Annotated in this window: 17 protein-coding genes and 5 pseudogenes; 10 read left to right on the top strand and 12 right to left on the bottom strand. The window is 41.7% G+C overall.

Annotated elements, in window-relative coordinates; translation table 11 throughout:
• Window positions 1–285: 285 nt before the first annotated feature.
• A pseudogene (locus ACIG3F_RS14515) lies at window positions 286–384 on the top strand (VF530 family DNA-binding protein); the annotation flags it as partial.
• A gap of 353 nt (window positions 385–737) precedes the next feature.
• Here the strand turns inward: ACIG3F_RS14515 and lldD are convergent.
• From lldD to ACIG3F_RS14535, 4 genes and pseudogenes are all read right to left on the bottom strand, one after another.
• Window positions 738–1,883, bottom strand: coding sequence for an FMN-dependent L-lactate dehydrogenase LldD (gene lldD / locus ACIG3F_RS14520; protein WP_004282143.1), 1,146 nt, complete (start codon window positions 1,881–1,883; stop codon window positions 738–740).
• Between the two features lie 3 nt (window positions 1,884–1,886).
• A complete protein-coding gene (gene lldR / locus ACIG3F_RS14525) occupies window positions 1,887–2,630 on the bottom strand; it encodes a transcriptional regulator LldR (RefSeq protein WP_004282146.1) in 744 nt (247 codons plus the stop codon).
• A gap of 17 nt (window positions 2,631–2,647) precedes the next feature.
• On the bottom strand, window positions 2,648–4,312 hold the full coding sequence (gene lldP / locus ACIG3F_RS14530) for an L-lactate permease (protein WP_004733122.1): 1,665 nt from the start codon (window positions 4,310–4,312) through the stop codon (window positions 2,648–2,650).
• Window positions 4,313–4,536: 224 nt separating this feature from the next.
• A pseudogene (locus ACIG3F_RS14535) lies at window positions 4,537–4,656 on the bottom strand (IS5/IS1182 family transposase); the annotation flags it as partial.
• Window positions 4,657–4,977: 321 nt separating this feature from the next.
• On the opposite strand from ACIG3F_RS14535, the gene ACIG3F_RS14540 reads away from it, so the two are divergent.
• Both ACIG3F_RS14540 and ACIG3F_RS14545 read left to right on the top strand, forming a co-directional pair.
• Window positions 4,978–5,355 (top strand): hypothetical protein, encoded by a 378-nt coding sequence (locus ACIG3F_RS14540; RefSeq protein WP_228305215.1) that lies wholly within the window; start codon window positions 4,978–4,980, stop codon window positions 5,353–5,355.
• Between the two features lie 45 nt (window positions 5,356–5,400).
• Window positions 5,401–5,742, top strand: coding sequence for a histidine kinase dimerization/phospho-acceptor domain-containing protein (locus ACIG3F_RS14545; protein WP_180039010.1), 342 nt, complete (start codon window positions 5,401–5,403; stop codon window positions 5,740–5,742).
• A 421-nt stretch (window positions 5,743–6,163) separates the two neighbouring features.
• On the opposite strand, the gene bioD is transcribed toward ACIG3F_RS14545, so the two are convergent.
• From bioD to ACIG3F_RS14580, 7 genes and pseudogenes are all read right to left on the bottom strand, one after another.
• A complete protein-coding gene (gene bioD, locus ACIG3F_RS14550; RefSeq protein WP_180039009.1) occupies window positions 6,164–6,829 on the bottom strand; it encodes a dethiobiotin synthase in 666 nt (221 codons plus the stop codon).
• Window positions 6,826–7,611, bottom strand: coding sequence for a malonyl-ACP O-methyltransferase BioC (gene bioC, locus ACIG3F_RS14555; protein ID WP_180039008.1), 786 nt, complete (start codon window positions 7,609–7,611; stop codon window positions 6,826–6,828). The genes bioD and bioC overlap by 4 nt, the downstream gene beginning before the upstream one ends.
• A complete protein-coding gene (locus tag ACIG3F_RS14560) occupies window positions 7,578–8,747 on the bottom strand; it encodes an 8-amino-7-oxononanoate synthase (RefSeq protein WP_213687796.1) in 1,170 nt (389 codons plus the stop codon). Before ACIG3F_RS14560 ends, bioC begins: the two co-directional genes overlap by 34 nt.
• A complete protein-coding gene (gene bioA, locus ACIG3F_RS14565; RefSeq protein WP_213687797.1) occupies window positions 8,744–10,024 on the bottom strand; it encodes an adenosylmethionine--8-amino-7-oxononanoate transaminase in 1,281 nt (426 codons plus the stop codon). Before bioA ends, ACIG3F_RS14560 begins: the two co-directional genes overlap by 4 nt.
• Before the next feature lie 88 nt (window positions 10,025–10,112).
• On the bottom strand, window positions 10,113–10,823 hold the full coding sequence (locus tag ACIG3F_RS14570; RefSeq protein WP_213687798.1) for an alpha/beta hydrolase: 711 nt from the start codon (window positions 10,821–10,823) through the stop codon (window positions 10,113–10,115).
• A 66-nt stretch (window positions 10,824–10,889) separates the two neighbouring features.
• Complete coding sequence (gene bioB / locus ACIG3F_RS14575) at window positions 10,890–11,879, bottom strand: biotin synthase BioB (RefSeq protein ID WP_180039004.1); 990 nt, start codon at window positions 11,877–11,879, stop codon at window positions 10,890–10,892.
• A gap of 148 nt (window positions 11,880–12,027) precedes the next feature.
• Window positions 12,028–12,631: pseudogene (locus ACIG3F_RS14580) on the bottom strand (IS982 family transposase); the annotation flags it as partial.
• Here ACIG3F_RS14580 and ACIG3F_RS14585 point away from each other — a divergent pair.
• The 7 genes and pseudogenes from ACIG3F_RS14585 to ACIG3F_RS14615 all read left to right on the top strand — a co-directional run.
• Window positions 12,626–13,155: pseudogene (locus ACIG3F_RS14585) on the top strand (TolC family protein); the annotation flags it as partial. The pseudogenes ACIG3F_RS14580 and ACIG3F_RS14585 sit on opposite strands and share 6 nt — an antisense overlap.
• A pseudogene (locus ACIG3F_RS14590) lies at window positions 13,145–13,555 on the top strand (transposase); the annotation flags it as partial. The pseudogenes ACIG3F_RS14585 and ACIG3F_RS14590, both read left to right, overlap by 11 nt.
• Before the next feature lie 306 nt (window positions 13,556–13,861).
• A complete protein-coding gene (locus tag ACIG3F_RS14595) occupies window positions 13,862–16,018 on the top strand; it encodes a TonB-dependent siderophore receptor (RefSeq protein ID WP_396470400.1) in 2,157 nt (718 codons plus the stop codon).
• Window positions 16,019–16,089: 71 nt separating this feature from the next.
• Window positions 16,090–16,701: a DUF4198 domain-containing protein gene (locus ACIG3F_RS14600; RefSeq protein WP_004647798.1), complete on the top strand. Its 612-nt coding sequence runs from the start codon at window positions 16,090–16,092 to the stop codon at window positions 16,699–16,701.
• Window positions 16,702–16,743: 42 nt separating this feature from the next.
• Complete coding sequence (locus ACIG3F_RS14605) at window positions 16,744–17,025, top strand: hypothetical protein (protein WP_004647796.1); 282 nt, start codon at window positions 16,744–16,746, stop codon at window positions 17,023–17,025.
• Between the two features lie 3 nt (window positions 17,026–17,028).
• Complete coding sequence (locus ACIG3F_RS14610) at window positions 17,029–18,588, top strand: PepSY domain-containing protein (protein ID WP_213687800.1); 1,560 nt, start codon at window positions 17,029–17,031, stop codon at window positions 18,586–18,588.
• Window positions 18,585–18,857, top strand: coding sequence for a hypothetical protein (locus tag ACIG3F_RS14615; RefSeq protein WP_005100766.1), 273 nt, complete (start codon window positions 18,585–18,587; stop codon window positions 18,855–18,857). The genes ACIG3F_RS14610 and ACIG3F_RS14615 overlap by 4 nt, the downstream gene beginning before the upstream one ends.
• A gap of 93 nt (window positions 18,858–18,950) precedes the next feature.
• On the opposite strand, the gene ACIG3F_RS14620 is transcribed toward ACIG3F_RS14615, so the two are convergent.
• A complete protein-coding gene (locus ACIG3F_RS14620) occupies window positions 18,951–19,184 on the bottom strand; it encodes a transposase family protein (protein ID WP_396470401.1) in 234 nt (77 codons plus the stop codon).
• Window positions 19,185–19,201: the final 17 nt, after the last annotated feature.

Genomic DNA, 19,201 nt, shown 5'->3' on the forward strand with positions numbered 1-19,201 from the left:
ATTGCCCTAAATACTGTGCACTTTTTTTTTAGCGCAGGGTCAACCGTTGTATATAATCAGGTGTAACCAATTGGTCTTCGACCAAGATATCGACTAGACATTGCAACGCTTGTGCCTTATCAGTGGCGTGTTGTTTCATTCGAACATGTTGTATATCTAGCGCGAGCATAAAACGTCCTTGCAAAGCAGCATAGTGAGAAGATGCTTTTTTACTGCAGAAAAAATAAGTCGAATTCTACTCAGGATTTACACAAAAATCTGTATTTTTTGATTTTATCTTCATGATCATCATTACGATTCTTGCGTACCACACCATGGGCACGTGAAAAAGTAGAAAGCTTATATTTGTACGTCTTACGCCAAAAGGCCAAACAGAAACCGTAACCTCAGGCAACACCCCTCTCATCATAAAATTATACCAGTCAGTAAAATACCCTTAGATTAAGCATATGTATGTTGGTTATTATTGTTGATTATCACAATAAATTAGTGACCAAAAATCAAAGTATCCGACCCCACCTTAAATTACGTCACACAAAATAAAAACTCTATATAACTGTTATATATAGAGTTTATTAACGTACCAATTATGTTATTTAGTGTATTTTATGTCGGTGACTCTTGCCAAGGTTGGTTTTTTTCAAAAGGAAGCTTTGTTTACCCAAATTATTCAGATAAAAATCTCTTTTTTCAAAGGAAAGTTGGCAAAGCCTTAGTAATGTGAGTAATTAAATCGCTTACTCTTTCTCTAGCTTGACCAGGCAATCCGATGTAATATCTGCAATGGTTCTTGCACCAGTCAATGTCATTGCCACACGCATTTCTTTCTCAATCAAATCTAGTAAATTACTTACCCCAGAACCGCCGGCAGCACCAAGTGCGTATACAAATGCACGACCAAGCATGCAAATATCTGCACCCATAGCCAACATACGTACCACATCAAGACCGTTACGAATCCCTGAATCTGCTAAAATTTTGATGTCACCTTTGACCGCACTTGCAATTGAAGGAAGCGCACGAGCAGAAGACAAAACACCATCAAGCTGACGACCACCGTGATTGGAGACCACAATTCCATCTGCTCCGAAACGTACCGCATCCTTGGCATCCTCAGGATCTAAAATCCCCTTAATAACCATGGGACCCTCCCAATAATCACGAATCCACTCAAGATCTTTCCAAGAAATTGAAGGGTCAAAGTTATTTCCCAGCCAACCGATATAATCTTCCAGACCTGTCGGCTTACCTAAATATTTCGAAATGTTACCCAAATCATGCGGACGACCCAATAAACCGACATTCCAAGCCCAGTGTGGGTGCATACACGATTGCATATAACGACGTATTGCAGCATTTTTACCACTCATTCCTGAATGTGCATCACGATAACGCGCACCTGGAACAGGCATATCGACTGTGAATACTAAGGTAGAACAGCCTGCGGCTTTAGCACGTTCCAAGGCATTTTTCATAAAACCACGGTCACGTAGTACATACAGTTGAAACCACATCGGACGTTGAATCGCAGGTGCCACTTCTTCAATTGGACAAACTGAAACTGTTGATAAGGTAAATGGAATGCCCTTTTTATCTGCGGCAACCGCGGCTTGAACTTCACCACGACGCGCATACATACCCGTTAGACCTACAGGTGACAATGCCACTGGCAACGCCAAATTTTCACCAAACAATTGCGTTTCTAAGCTCAGCTCAGACATGTCATTTAACACACGTTGACGTAAAGCGATTTTTGATAAATCGTCTACATTACGCTTTAAAGTATATTCCGCATAGGCACCACCATCGATGTATTCAAATAAAAATGGCGGTAAACGACGTTTCGCAGCTTCACGATAGTCATTTGCAGAAGAAATAATCATAACTTATGTCCTATTTAATCGACTCGAACGTTGACGACGAGCTTCTTCTTCATCGATCATACGTACGCGTTGAACAACAAATTCAATATGCCCACAAGCTGCCTTACGTGCAGTCTCTGAGTCTTGACGTTCAATTGCGTCCATCACCTCAAAATGCTGGTCATGCAATTGTTCAAAATGTTGTGGTGTGGTGTAAACTTTACGTCGCCCTAACATCACGTTGTCTTGCAATAAATCAAACAAACTACGCATCATTTGGATCAGCACTAGATTGTGGGATGCTTCTGCAATCGCCAGATGAAAATTCGCATCCGCTATTGCTGCGTGGGCATCATCACCTAAAGCCTGAAAATGGCTAATCTGCTCAAAACATTGACGAATATTGATCAAATCACTGGGTGTGGCACGTTGTGCGGCATACCATGCTGTACCACCTTCAAGCACCATACGAGCTTCTTGTACATCAAAACGATATTCAGGATCCTGATCCATCAAACCGGATAATGGCTCAACGATTTGATACTGTGACCAATGTGCAGGCAACTGCTTTAAATAGGTGCCTGCACCCGCTTTGCTCTGAATAATCCCTGCGGTAATCAGTTGTTGAATCGCCTCACGTAAAGAGCTACGAGACACACCTAACTGTTCACAGAGTTGGCGTTCAGCAGGCAATCGCTCTCCGACTTGCACATTATTTTTTTCAATCAACAGACGTAAACGCTGTACCACTTTGTCGGAGACTTTCATTTTTTTCCTTGACCCGTTTACGGAATCATCCACGGGAAAACATAAGCTTGTAAGGTCACAATAATACCAATCATCACCGTAAAGATAATGCTGTGTTTTACTGTAAATCTAAATAAATCAGATTCTTTACCAACTAAACCCACTGCTGCACAAGCAATCGCGATTGATTGAGGGGAAATCATCTTACCTGTTACTCCACCACTGGTATTGGCAGCAACTAACAAGACTTCAGGCACACCGATTTGCTGTGCTGTAGTTGCTTGTAACGCTGAAAACAATGCGTTAGCTGAAGTATCTGAACCTGTAAGAAACACTCCAACCCAACCCAAGAATGGTGAGAAGAAGGTGAAAGCCTGACCCGTATGTGCCAGTGCTAAAGCAAGCGTTGCTGACAGACCTGAATAGTTTGCAATGAACGCAAAAGCCAGTACCATACCAATCGAATAAATTGGGGTTTTTAGTTCATTCACGGTTTCAAAGAATGTCGAAACTGCCTCTTTAGGTTTCATGTTTAAATAAATAATCGTGATCAATGCCGCCAATATAATCGCCGTACCCGTTGCTGATAACCAATCAAACTTATAAATCGCATCATAATCTTTAATTTCAGGCACGACAGGTGGTAGCTTTTGAATCAATTGATGCAAATACGGCACTTTAATTGAAACTACTAAATCACTTAATGGGCCGTCCTTAACAAATAAATCTTTAAAAGGTTTGATGCTCCAGATCGTCACCATTGCTGTAAGTATCAGAAATGGAGACCAGGCTTTGGCTATCTGTGCCACACTATATTGTTTACGAGCTTGCTTGATAATAGTTTCATCTACCTGTATATTTTTATCCTCAAAACGAAAAATATGTTTTGGTTTCCAATACTTAAGTAAGATAGTTAAACTGATTAATGATGCAATTGCAGCAGTGATATCGGGTAACTCAGGCCCAACAAAATTTGATGTTAGATATTGCGCTAAAGAAAAAGATAAGCTGGCAACTAAAATAGCAGGCCAAGTTTCTTTAACCCCACGCCAACCATCCATGATTGCCATGATCCAGATCAATACAATTGGCACCATAAAGGGTAACTGACGACCAACCATTTGACTGATTTCCATGGTGTCAACACCTGAAACCTGCCCAGCGACAATGATCGGAATTCCCATTGCACCAAAAGCAACAGGTGCAGTATTAACTATCAGGCATAGCCCAGCCGCATATAAAGGCTTAAAGCCGAGTCCCACCAACAGTGCCGCAGTAATTGCGACGGGCGCACCAAAACCTGCCGCACCTTCTAAAAACGTACCAAAAGCAAACCCAACTAATAGCATTTGCAGACGTTGATCTTCTGTAATTGACAGAATAGACGAACGAATAACATCAAACTGTCCAGTTTTTACTGAAATCTTATATATAAAAACTGCACCGATAATAATCCATGCAATTGGCCACAGGCCGTAGAAGAATCCATAGACCATTGATGCTAATGCCATTCCAATTGGCATTTTGTATAAAAATAATGAGACCAGAAAGGCTAAAAAGACGGTAATTGTAGCGGCTACACTACCCTTCATGCGAAAAATAGCTAACGCTAAAAAAAAGAAAATAATTGGAACTAGCGCAATAGCACTCGAAATCCAGATATTGCCTATAGGATCATAAATTTGTTGCCACTGTTGAAGCATTGTCTACTCCTTGAAATGCTTAACTACTAGATTGAACAGTTTATTGTACTTAAACACTAAATTGGTATGACCAATTTAGTGTTTAAGAGATAAAATGTGCATTTTGTATTGGCGATATTAGTAATATCAGCCCAAAAACACAATATAAAAGATTTAATTTATTTTTTGGTATGACCAATTTTCATAATCTCTTAAAATTTTATATATTAGATTTCTTTCATAATTCACTTTTTACTCAGCTCAAAATTATAGATTCCCACAATTAAATTAAATCTTAATCCTAGTCTTTTGCCAGGGTTGCGATATCGCTCGGCAAGGATTTTGAAGGTTTTCAAAGTTCCAAATAACTGTTCAATTCCAATTCTTCTTTTATTGATTTCTTGGTTATAAAATTTTAGCTCGAGATCTGGTTTTTAGTGCTTTTTTGCTTTTAATGGCCATAAACTATTTGGATACAATGTATAAATCCCTTGATAGCCTTTATTTGCAAGAGGCTTTGTTGCACAAACCTACCACTGAAAGCTTCTTGGGGAATATAATTTCTAAATGAAGAGGTCTGCACCCAAGATCTATCGTACAACCAGTTGATCTACCTACAATAAAGCCTTACTCAGTCAAGGAAATATATCAATTTGGTTTGATTCAGCCATCCAATGGTCGCTCGATTGACTCAACAACTGCCGATGCAAAACTTGGATGAAAATGTACTAGCCCAACAACTTCATTCCACCAATCAAGAGCAGTTGATTGCCTATAAAGTGTCTTTATTTGGCTCTGACGTCAGTGTCGTTCAGCATGTGGTAGCAAAAACCCGAGGTGCACCGAAAGATTTAAGCCACCAAGTAGTTGGCTTTAGTACAAAGCAACAAGGTGAGGCTCAGTTATGTGTTACGTCGTGGGGATATTCAAGTGGTGGAAGCAGAGCGGATGTTCCTACGTGGATAATTGCTCAAAAAGATTTTATAATCGGTATTAATACCAATAATTTTGTTTTTATTGCTATGTATAGGCTTAATCGTTTTGATTATTCGTCGAGAGCTTAAAGCCTTAGATGAAGTTTAAACCTTTTAAGTCAGCCAAATTTATCAGTGAATGATGCTACTCACTATTTAAAAACCTTAGATGCCAAAGTAATGCCTTCCAAGGTACAGTCCTTTGCCCAAAACTCTAAGCACTTAATACATAAACTGCATCAAAATCCGGAAAATGAAAAAGTATTTAGTTCATACGCCGCCCATGAATTGCGTAGTCCTTTAACCGCGATCAAAACTCATATCCAGCTTGCACAACTGATGGCAGAACAACAGGCAAGCTCGCCCAAATTGCAACAAAGCTTGCAGCAGGTACACATTGGTATCCGCCGATGTACCCAGCTACTGGAACAGCTTCTAGCACTTTCCTCTACCGATCAAGTACTGAGCGATATCTAGTACAGTATTGAAATTGCACGGCTCCTGACTCAGGTGATTGCCGATTTACAGTCGCTTTATCCGGAAATTGAACCCAGTTTAACAATTGACTGACCGAGCCTGATCCGAATTGCCCTACCCGATTTTGAACTATATACCGTCTTTAAAAACCTACTTAAGAATGCTCTATTGCAGGCACAGGCAAATACCATTTCAATTGCTATGCTGCATGTGTGCTGATCATTCATAATGATAATCAGAGGTTGAAGATATGCATACTTGGGACAGCGTTTCTGGCATAAATCTCCCTAGCAAAATGGGCATGGGCTAGACTTATATTTGATGAAAATGGTGTTAAACAAATATGGCTATCAGATTCAATTTACAGTGGCGCAACCTCAATATTTAAGCATTCACATCAGCCCCCCTGTAAGCTGATCACTTACTCATGGATAGACGGGGCTAAATTTAAAGCTGGAATATCAACCCATGTCGTATCAGCAAAATCACGCTGCAAATACTGTTTTAAATAAGCAATGGTATCTTCAGCGATCAAGGGATCTTTGGAGTTATCTGCATGATTAAAAGCAATGGCATATAATTGAACCCCGCGGAGTTTTAACAACTCAAGACTCAGCAAGGTATGATTAATACTGCCTAAACGCCCTGAAGTGACGAGAATCACCGGATAATTATGTGTCTGAATATAATCAATAGTCAGGAACTCTTCGGTTAAGGGCACCATCAGACCACCGGCACCTTCCAGCAAAATACAGTCGTAGGCCACAGCCAGCTGTTCGGTAGCCTGATGAATCTGTTCAAAGTTAATGGCTCGCCCATCCAGCCGCGCAGCAAGATGCGGTGAAGCCGGATACGTAAAAATTTCCGGCATGGTCAGTTTTTGCTGGTCTTCCGGTAACAATCCACAACCCATAATTGCACGATGCTGTTCGATATCTTCTGATATATCGACATTTCCGGTCTGGATCAGCTTTTGGGTTATGGTACGAATGCCCTGCTCATTCCAATTTTTGGCCAGAAAACCAGTAGTAAAGGTTTTACCAATTGCGGTATCAATGCCGCTGACAAAATAAATCTGTGCGCTCATACTGTCTTCCGTGCAATGACATAAACCGGATGATAGGTCAGTGCATACTGTTTGCTTTCAGGGTCTTGGAATTGTTGATAGCCGGTATAAAAATCCTGTAAGGACGATTTTGTCCACCGAAACCCCTGTGCCGTCGCCTGTACACCAGTGGCTTTGATATGCTGTAACACCTGTTTCGGATGCTCAAAATGCAAGGTCATCTGTTCTTCTGTCTGCAGCAGAATGTCAAAGCCTAAGGATTCAAGCAGTTCACAAACCTCCGCTAAAGGCAGATAATCCAAGCCTTGTCCGGTCAGTGCCTTAATTTCCTTTAAATTATTGTCCGTATAACTGGCAAAACACAGATGCCCAGAGGGATTTAAGGCCTGCGCAATGTTGAGCAACAATGCTTTTAAATCCGAGATCCATTGCAATGCAGAACACGACAGCACCATGTCCAGAGACTGCGGCAGTGGCAAGGTTTCAATATTACCAATCCCCCACAAAAGCCGATCAGCTTCCGGGAAATGCTGCTTCACTTCGGCATATAGATCATTTAAAAATAAATGATCAAAGCTGTAATACTGCATAAAAAGCCGGGTAAAAAACCCTGAACCGCAGCCAATTTCCAATACCCGTTGCAAATGTGGTTGTGCTACATGCTGCTGCATGAACTGCATCAACTCTGCCGCTACGGCACTTTGTACCAGCGCATGCTGCTCATAACTGAGATTTGCCTGAGCAAAACGCTGGGCAATCTGTTTGCTGTTCATCGCGGCAAATTCCTCAGCACCTGCAGACATGCGTCCAGCTCATCCGCAGAAATGTTCTGATTCAGGCAGATTCTGAGTCTGGAGGTGTTGGCAGGAACCGTTGGCGGACGTACTGGTAGCACATAAAATCCCTGCTGTTGCATAATTTCAGCCGCCTGAATGGTGCGTTTTGCCTCACCAATCAGTACCGGCACAATTTGCGAGGTTGACGGACAGTGATATCCCAAGTCTTGAATGCCCTGCTGACAGCGTATAGCCAATGCTGCCAAATGTATTCGTCCCGCCTGAAGCTGCTGTACCTTCTGAAAAATAAATCTAGTCCAGGCCATACATAGTGGCGGCTGGGCGGTACTAAAAATTAAAGGTCGCATGCTATTAATCAGATAGTCACGAATCACTGGCGCACAGACCAGATAACCACCAACTGAAGCCAAAGCCTTGCCAAAGGTACCGACCAGGAAGTCAATCTGATCCAATACTTGATACTGTTCTGCGCAGCCCAATCCACGTTCACCGCGCACACCAATTGCATGTGCCTCATCGACATAGAGCATGACTTTTGCAAACTGCTGTTTTAATGCCACCAAAGCAGTTAAATCTGTTTCATCCCCATCCATACTGAAAATTGATTCAGTTACCACAATGATGCGCTGGATAGATTCATCTGACTGATATTTTTCTAAAAACTGAGTCAAATGCTGCAGGTCATTATGGCGGTAACGCACATAGCCAGCTTTAGATAAACGAATCCCGTCGATAATACTGGCATGTACCAGTTTGTCAGCAATGATCATGGTTTTAGCATTACTGAGCGCAGGAAGAATCCCGATATTCATGTGATAACCACTATTAAACAGCAGTACTGAACGTCCAAAAGCCTGTGACATCTGTGCTTCAAGTTGTTCAAAATTGGGAAAGTTTCCTGTCAGTAAACGTGAAGAGCTTGAACTCATATATCGCTCAGACATCGGCGTGAGGTCAAAAAATTCCTCACGTAGCGTTAAGTTGGATGCCAGACCTAAATAGTCATTGGATGCCAGATTCAGCATCTCTTGGCCATTGAGTTGCAATCGTGGCTGGCTAGAAATATTGGACTTAAACTGGCGATATTGCCCTTGCTGTTTCAAGTCATCTAGCTGCTGCTGGAAATGCTCAAGATGGTTCATGCTACTGCCTCTATCTGCTGAATCATCTCCCGCATATGCTTTAATAAAGTTTCAAGTTGCTGTGTTGAAATTACATATGGCGGCATGACATAGACCAGACGGCCAAAAGGACGAATCCAGACGCCACGGCATACACATTCAGCCTGAAAACGCGCCAAATCAATAGTTTGATGTAGCTCAACCACGCCAATTGCGCCGAGGACACGCACATCTTTGACTTGTGCCAAGGATTTTAAATCCAGTAAATATTGTTCTAGTGTACTTTCAATCTGTTGAATACGCGTCTGCCAGTCTTGAGCCAGTAACAGCTGGGTACTTTTTAATGCGACCGCACAGGCCAACGGATTAGCCATAAAAGTTGGGCCATGCATGAACACACCCGCTTCACCACTTGAAATCGTTTCTGCTAGATGGCGAGTGGTTAAGGTCGCTGACAAGGTCATATAACCACCAGTTAATGCCTTACCGATACACATAATGTCTGGTGTGACCTCAGCATGTTCATAGGCAAACAGTTTTCCGGTGCGGCCGAAACCGGTGGCAATCTCATCCAAAATCAGCAGTACATCGTATTTTTCACACAACAACTTGGCTTGTTTTAAATATTCCGGATGATAGAGACGCATCCCGCCTGCACCTTGCACAATCGGCTCGATGATCATGGCAGCAATCTGCTGATGCTGCTGTGCCAGCATGTGCTCAAGTGGCTGTATATCTTCGGGTTGCCATGCCCCATCAAAACGACTTTGAGGTGCCGGAACAAATAAACGGTTCGGTAAACTGGAACCAAAAATCTGATGCATACCGGTTACAGGGTCACAAACCGACATGGCATTCCAGGTATCGCCATGATAGCCAGAGCGTGTGGTAACAAAGTTGGTTTTTTGCGGTTGCTGACGTGCATGCCAATACTGCACGGCCATTTTCAGCGCCACTTCAACCGCGACCGAGCCGGAATCGGCAAAGAAGATTTTATCCAGTTCAGGCGCTGTGATCTCAAGCAGCAGTTTACCCAGATCAATCGCAGGCTGATGAGTCAAACCACCGAACATGATATGTGACATCGACTCTAATTGTTTTGTTACGGCCTGATTGAGTTCAGAATGATTATAACCGTGAATTGTGCACCACCAGGACGACATGCCATCAATCAGCTCGGTACCATCTTCAAGTTCAATGACTGCACCATGTGCAGCTTTAACTTTGTAACATGGCAAGGGTTGTGTCATGGAGGTATAAGGATGCCAAATATGCTGTTGATCAAAAGCGTCCTGCACAGAATTTACCCCAATTATTAAAACTAAAACTGATCTTAGCGCGTTAAATCTGAAAATGAAACGTCAAGAGCTACCAATCTCTTTTTGCTTAAGCCAGATCGGCTAAAAATTTTAAAATTGGCTCAACGAGTAACTTGGCATCAAAAAGGATGGCATCGTGCGTGCCCTGTATTTTTACCAAATTCAGATTTTGGGTTGTTAAAAACACAGATTCTTGACTAACTTTGTAAGGAACCAACATATCATTCTCGGAAAATATAAATAGCATCTTGACTGAATGATTTTTTAGGATATCCACCAGATTTAATTGATGCAAGAGATAAAGATGCTTAATCTGATAGTTTAAATCAATACTATTTAACTGTTGGTGCAATAATTTTGCACGTTCACGCGCTGCTGCACCAGCTAAAGTGACCAAGGTACAGAAGCGCTGCATCCCGCGTTTTGGATCAGCCAGTATGGAAGATTTAAATTGTGTATATTGTTCAACTGGCATCGCCTGTGGCCATGCTTCATTGGCCACGAAACAGGGATTTGACATACAGCAAATCACTGGCTTGGCAATTTTCAGTTGTTGCTGGATTTCATTAGCCAGCAAAAGTGCCAACTGTCCACCCAAAGACCACCCCATCAAGACATCAAACGAACTCGCCTGCCTGACTTTTTCGGCCAAAAGACTTTCTACGTTAGGATCGAAAATATCCCATACTTTAACTTGATGCTGCTGCCGCAACTGTTCTACAAACGGGGTTAAGACCGCTGTTCCTAGCCCCCAACCCGTAATCATCAGTATCTTCATTTTGTCTGTTCCAATAAAAAAGGGACCAATTCAAGTTGAAATGATCCCTGTTTGTTACACGATTAATTAAGCAGGTTGCATCGCATCTACAGCCAATTCTTTAGCTGTTTTCTTGGCAGCTTCAGCTTTTAAGCCTAATTTAGCAAACAAGGCTTTGTCTTTACCTTCACCACTGTTCGGGGCAGTAAGCAATTTATCACCTGAAAATAATGAGTTAGCTCCAGCCATAAATGCCAGTGCCTGATCAGAGTCAGAGAGAGATTCACGACCTGCCGACAAGCGGATATAACTCTTCGGCATAATAATCCGTGCTACCGCAATAGTACGAATCCAGTCAATCACATCCAGTTTTTCAACATCGGCCAGTGGTGTGCCTTCAATAGGAACCAACATATTTATGGGCACCGAACCCGGGTGAATCGGCATAGTCGCTAGTTCAAACAACAAACCGACTCGGTCTTGTACGCCTTCGCCCAAGCCGACAATACCGCCACTACAGACATTAATTCCGGCATCACGTATATGATCAAGCGTATTTAAGCGGTCATCAAAGCTACGTGTACTGATGACATTGGCATAATATTCACGTGAGGTATCAAGGTTGTGGTTATAATAATCTAGCCCTGCATCTTTCAGACGTTCCGCTTGTGAGGCATTCAGCATTCCTAGAGTCATACAGGTTTCCATGCCCAGTTTCTTGACTTCCTGCACCAGTTCCAGCACATACGGCATATCGCGTTCATGCGGATTACGCCATGCTGCGCCCATGCAGAAACGGGTCGAACCGGAAGCTTTGGCCTGTTTGGCTTCAGCAATCGCCTTTTGTACTTCTACGCGTTTTTCAATTTCCAGATCAGTATCGTAATGTGCAGATTGCGAACAGTATTTACAATCTTCCGGACAACGGCCCGTTTTAATTGAAAGCAGAGTACTGACCTGAACAGTATTCGGTTCAAAGTTTTGGCGATGAATTTGCTGTGCCTGAAACAGTAAATCCATTAAAGGCAAGTCATAAATTTCTTGTATTTCGGCACGTGACCAATCATTACGGATCATCTTGTCTGCATCATCTAAAATTCCATTGAGTAAATCATACGCTGTTTTTTTTATTTTTCTTTAGCGTTTTCTTTCATATTCATTGCCTGCTTAAAATAGCTTTAGTGTGTCAAGCTATTTTTGAAAGCTTATTTAACCCGAATCCTGCTTAAGCCGATGAGTCCTTAATTTGAATTGTTGGCTTATTTCGATGGGTTAAATTGATATCCACATAGTGAGGCGTAAATTCCACGCAGAAATCCATGAAGACTACGTGCTTTACTCGTCAATAAATTGTATTGCCCCTTCAATAAGCCGAATAATATTTCTATTTTATTGCGTTGTCTTAAGTGATATTTATCTGATGCACAGAGTTGAATAGCCTGCATATTCTTCCGATGATAAGTAATTAAATCAATACCTTGATCTTTCAATCTAATTTTTAATTCTTGGCTGATGTAACCTCGATCCCCGTAAAGTTTTGCTTCTATACCAGCAACCAATTGCTCAACCATTTTTATATTAGCAACATGTCCATTCGATAAATCAGAACAGGCAATTTCACCAAATTGATTCATCGCAATACGTAATTTACAGCCATAAAACCAGCCTATTGAGCTTCTACCATGTGATGCAATTTGGATTAATGATTTATGACGCTAAATACGTTGATTTTTACAAATTGGCAGAGTTGTTGAATCAATCCATAAATATTGTGTACCTTGGCCTTTCATCAGTGCCACATGTAAAGCATGTAGAGCTAATTCATGCATACCCAATTGGCTCAAGCCAATGTGAAAGCCCAGCAAGCGGCAAAAAACCGAATGTTTTTGCTTTTGGCGAATATAGTCTGGATCAAAATGAAAACTGGATTGTCGGAGTTGCCGCACGCTATAACCTTTTTTCCGGGATCGATAAAAACAAGAATATTCAGGCTGCCGAACTCAAACGCTCTGCTACAGAATTACTCACTGCACGCACCCAGCAAAAAATTGAAAATCTGATTTATAAATCTTATAGCAAAGCATTCAGTGTACAGCAAAGTGATGCACTTCTGGCACAAAACTTGAAAGCCGCACAGGAAAATTTACGCATCCAAGAATTGTCTTTTAAAGAAGATATGGGCACCGCCACACAGGTCATCGATGCACAAAATATGCTGAGCGGACTACGAGCTGAAACTGCCTTGAATGCCTACAAATATGTGATGTCACTGGCCACCCTATTACAAAGCCATGGCTCGATTACAGAATTTCCGAACTACATTCAACATACCAATACCCACTATAGATGCTAAAACTCTTCAAATACGAGCAGTTCAGCTCACAACGAATAATGTGAGTGATTCACGAATCCTTGGGGAGTTACTTGATCAAATTCCGTTGGATGAACAGATTGATTCAGTTTATACAGACGAGGCTTATAACACCAAGCAATGCCGTCAAGTCATTGCAGACCGGTAAGCATATGCGGTAGTTCCCTCCAGAAAAAATGCAAAGCCTTAGAAAATTACAAAAGTTCATTCGCAAGAGCGAAATGAATTACTTCGAACCGTTAAATGTTTAGGCAGGACACTATGGAAGAAATGGTCAGGCTATCATCGGCGAAGTTTGGTCAAAACCAAAATGTATTGCATTAAATTATTAGACGATAAATTAACGGAATTAGGTCGACCTCATACCCAAGTTGTCACTTGAATTCGAGTAACTTAGAAAAGATCTATCTCTGAAGCCTTTATGCAACAAAGTCACTCCAGATTGAGGATTTGAAAATTTATAGTGCAGTATATAAACAAATTGGTTCAGGAGCACAAAAGTAAGGTAATAACATCTTTTTTTAACAGTGATATTTTATTGTTCCCTACTCCTTACATTAAACTTTTATTTGTAGATTTACCTATCATTAACTCATTTTTCATTTGGATTTCCTATTATATTGAGATTGCTTTAAGAGATATTAAACAATAATATTACTGATAATTATTATCATTTACATTAACTAAAATGTTTTATACCGTTCCTCCATCATTTAAGCTTTCTCTTCTTAGTCTTGCAATTTTAGTGTCCCAGCAAAGTTTTGCCGATGATACTCAGCAATTACCGACGATTACAGTTACAGCGGAATCAGAACAGAGTGAGCTCAGCTCCGAACAGAGTAAGGCTTATATCATCCAAAATTCGTCAACCGCCTCAAAACTGAATATTCCACTCAAGGAAACGCCGCAAACAGTCAATGTCATCACTCGCCAGCAACTGAATGACTTTGCCTTGGATAATACCCGGGACGTACTGCGCAATACCCCTGGCATTATCGTCAGCAATCAGGAAACGGAACGGAGCTCCTACCTTGCCCGAGGTTTCGAGATTTCAAATGTTTTAGTCGATGGCGTTGGTATTCCACTCGAAGGCTATAATTATAATAATGATAATCCAGACAGTTTTTTGTTTGACCGTATCGAAGTGGTGAAAGGCGCGAATGCCTTAAATAATGGAATTGGCGATCCCGGCGCAACTATTAATATGATTCGCAAACGCCCGACATCCGACCTTCAAACAGCCTTTAATGCCAGTTATGGCTCATGGAATACGCAGCGCTATGAAGTAGATGTATCCTCTCCTCTCACCCAAGATGGAAAAGTCAGAGGTCGTGTATTTGGCTATCAACAAACAGGCGACAGTTATCTGGATCGTTATGAACTGGAAAAAAACGGCATAGGTGCTGTTGTGGAGGCAGATATTACTGACACAACTCTATTGACTGCTGGCTATACCGAAACCAATCACAAGCCGAATGGTGTCAATTGGGGTTCTAATCCACTGATCAATACTGAAGGCGAGCAGCTCAGTTACTCACGGAATTATAATTACAGTCCAAGCTGGGCCCACTGGGATAGCAATATTAAAAGTTACTTTGCCGAGCTTGAACAAAAACTGGGTGGCGACTGGACAGCCAAACTGACCTATGATGAAAAACGTACACAACGCGATTCAAAGCTCTTGTTTCTGTCCGGCAAACCTGGCGCAAATGGCACTTCAGGCATCTTCCTCTACCCAGGCATGTATATTGATGACAATAAAGAACAACAAGCCAGCCTGAGTTTTAGCGGCACCTATCCGCTTTGGGGACAACGCCATGAAGCCTCATTGGGCTATGTCTGGGCCAAAAATCGTCTGGATGAATTGGGTTATGCTGGCAGCTTTGTCAATCCGCTGACCACAGATTTAGCCAGCTTTACACCCGAAGAACCAAGCTGGGATATGTCGAAAACCAGTGGTGAAATGCATATCCGGCAGAAGAACCAGAGCCTTTATGCTGCGACCCGACTGCATCTGAATGATGATCTGAAACTGCTTTTAGGTGCGAACTACGTTCAGGCTGAAAGCAGTGGTAGCAGTTATGGGACCGACACCATTTATGATGAAGATAAAGTTTTACCCTATGCCGGTCTGACCTATAACTTTAGCCCTGAATATACAGGTTACCTGAGTTATACCTCGATTTTCCGTCCGCAAACCACCAAAGCAGATGATGGCAGCATTAACAAACCGATCGAAGGTGAAAGCTATGAAGTCGGAGTCAAAGGTTCTTGGCTAGATGACAAGCTTACCGCCACCATGGCTGTGTTCAGAACGGAGCAAAGTAATTATCCGCTTCGTGATTCTGATGGTATCCCGACTTTACGCACAACTCAGGTCAGTGACCTGCGTTCCCAAGGCTACGAGTTTGGCTTGGCGGGACAACTGACCGACCATTTTAACTTAAGCTTTGGTTATACCCAGTTTAGCCTGAAAGATCTGATCAATGGCGGTGATGCGCGTACCTTCAATCCAACCCAGTCTTTTAATCTTTTAACCACCTATCAGGTGCCACAACTTCCAAAACTGAAACTGGGCCTTGGTGTGCAGTGGCAGGATCAAACCTATCTGGATGTGCCTGAAGCAACCACCAATGGAGTGATTACCCAGAAAGCTGGAGTCATTGAACAGGATGCCTATGCGCTCGTGAACTTAATGGCCAGCTATGAGTTGAATAAGCATATGACCTTTCAAGCCAATGGTAATAACCTGACCAATGAAAAATACCTATTCAATTTCCCCAATCAGCAAGGTTTTTATGGTGCACCAGCGAATTACAGCGTTGCTGTGAAATTTAAATATTAATTTTTAAGCTGAGCCCTGACGACATGTTCAGGGCTAAATCATCACTACATACACAAAAATAGGTAAAACAAATGAAAAAAATGATCGCTTTGACCCTTGGACTGTCTATGACACTTTCAGCTCAGGCGCATATGCTTTGGCTAGAACGTGGCACAAATCAGCAGACTCATGCGTTCTTTGGTGAATATAGTGAACAGCTCAAAGAAACGCAGCAAGGTGCCCTCAAGTCTTTCAATCAGGCAAAGGCCGTTCAGGCCAAAAAAACATTTAGTCCTCAAATGCAACAGGATCATTTGCTCTATGCAACCCAAGGCCAGACCGATGTCCAGCTCACTCATGAATTGATCTATGGAGAATCATTGCTGAGCTATCATGCCAAATCCGGCAGACAAAACTTGAAAGCAGAGTCCGAACTGGATATTGTCCCGACCCAGATCAACAGCAATACATTTACGGTACTGTATCAGGGTAAAGCTGCTGCGGATGTTGAAGTCACAGTCTTTTCCCCGCAATTTTGGCTAAAAAAATACACCACCAACGGCCAAGGCCAGATTACGATCGCCACGCCATGGAAAGGTCAATATGTCATTGAAGTTGGCAAAGAAGCAGACAAGGCCGGAAAATTGAATCAGCAGGCCTATAAAAAACAGTATCTGGTAACGACTTTAAGTTTTGTTTATTAAGTTTTTAGATTTTCATCAGTATAGATCTATTCAAGGCCAAATATGATGTCTGTTGTAGTGCAGCCACTCGCCATTTTCTATCGCTTAGGCATGAGCTTTGGGATGGGCTACTTGTGCAGTTATTTGATCGCACTCGATCTGGCTTACTTTCTACAGGCTTTTCTGCCCAAAGCAGAATCCGTCTATTTGGCCGCCGTTATTGCCCTGATTTTTTATGTCTGTTTTGTGATTGGCATCTTCTGTATCCAGAGTTTAAAAAAGCTTTCGGTCTATAGCCTGCTTCCTTTCCTTAGCTTATTTACCATCTCCCGCTTCATAGGTTAAACCATGCATAAATCTGTCCGTCAATCCATGGCATGGCTACATTCATGGTTAGGTTTAAGTTTTGGCTGGCTGCTCTTCGCGATCTTTTTAACAGGCGCGGTCACCTATTACCGGCATGAAATCAGTATATGGATGCAGCCTGAATTTGCCTCAATACAAGTCAATCAGGAAACTGCCTTAAAATCTGCTTACAGCTATTTACAGCAGCATGCACCGGACGCCCAAAACTGGTATATCGGAGTCGCCAATCAAGATTCACCGGTGAATAAAGTCTACTGGCAAAAAGCGGATGGTGGCTATGAAGTCAAAACCCTGAATGCTTCGACAGGAAAAGAATTACAGCTTTCAGCCACACAAGGGGGAGATTTTTTCTATAATTTTCATTTTCAGCTCTATGGTATGCCCTACACCATCGGTCGCCTCATTGTGACGGTCGCTGCCTTTATCATGTTACTGACTCTGATTTCAGGAATTATTACCCATAAAAAAATACTGACAGACTTTTTTACCCTAAGAGCCTTTAAAGGACAGCGCTCTTATCTGGATTTTCATAATGTCAGTTCAGTGATTGCCCTGCCGTTCTTTTTGACCATGACATTTACCGGGTTGGCGATTTTCTTTTATATCGTGCTGCCTTCCGGTATGAAAAAACTTTATCCAGACAATCCCTTTCAATATTTTGAAGAAATTCGCACAATCAATACATCAGCCACCCACTCAGTTCCTGTGAAAACCCAGATGCTGCCAATTCAACATTTTATCACCACGGCACAGCAACACTGGGGATATGCGGAATTTGACAATATCACGGTCAAGCAGCCCAATACCCAGCTGGCACACATAACCTTAACTCAGCTCAAAGATCATTCCATTACACGAAATCAGGCACAGCTTATTTTAAATGCTGCTACCGGAAAATTGCTTGAAAATACACAAAATGAAAGTGCAATTGCCACACTAAATGCCAGCATGTATGGTTTACATATGGCACGTTTTGCTGAACCTGTTTTACGTTTAGGGTTATTTTTCTCCGGCATATTAGGCTGCGCAATGATTGCATCCGGATTGCTGCTGTGGAGCCTGAAACGCCAAATGCAGAAAAAATCAGTGCGGTTTCATCTCGGACACTATTTAGTGAACCGCTTGAATATCACCATAATTATTGGCTTGCCGCTTGCCATGCTGGGATATCTCTATGCGAATCGTTTTATCAGTATTCCTGTAGGTGCACCAAATTATGAAATTTATAGTTTTTTCTCTATCTGGCTTGGCAGTTTTATCCTGGCATGTGTAACCCCACAGCAGCATATATGGAGAATGCAGCTTAAACTTCTGATTTGTGCTGCCTTTATACTTCCCCTGATTGATATTTATTATTTAGTTTCCCAGCAATATATTGCTTCTTTTGCGACTTATTGGCCTTTTTTGCGTATTGAGCTAATGTTATGGACCTTGGCCCTTTTTGCCCTATTTTTACACCAAAAAATTACGCCCATTCAGCAAAAAGCGGTCAATAAAATTCAGGCTAAATTAAAAATCACTCAACAGGAATCATCAATATGATATGGATTGCAGTGATCGGTCTGCTTTGGCTGAGCTGTTTTGGTTTTTATGTGGTAAGTGAAAAGCAGATCCTAAAAACCCGAAAATCTCATTACGCTTTTTTAGCGGATTTTCCTACGTACACTAAATTCGCTGCAGGTATTTTCTTATTCGTCGCGATGTTTTTATTACGTACCCAGTTTAGCTCCAGTATTAGCTTTGTGTCTCTATGGGTATTTCTAAGCCCTGTACTGTTTATCTTTATCTTAAAAATGAATAAAGCATTTTAGTATTTATTTAAAATCAGAAAGTAGCAAACAGCCTAGTGTGCTATTCACACGCCCTTTATTAAACCAATCTACCCAGTAGACCTCTTTCATAAATCATTTTTTGCTCAGTTCCAAGTTGTAGATTCCAGCGATTAAATTGAATCTCAAACCAAGCCTTTTACCTCTATTTCGATAACGCTCAGCAAGGATTTTGAAGGTTTTCAGGCTGCCAAATACATGCTCAATTCCGATTCTTCTTTTATTGATTTCTTGATTATAGATTTTCAATTCAGGATCCAATTTACAGTGTCTTTTGGCTTTTAATGGCAACAGGCTATTCGGATACAATACTTATATCCCCTGAT

It is taken from the genome of Acinetobacter sp. NPDC052428, assembly GCF_044547685.1.
Classification (GTDB): domain Bacteria; phylum Pseudomonadota; class Gammaproteobacteria; order Pseudomonadales; family Moraxellaceae; genus Acinetobacter; species Acinetobacter lwoffii_G.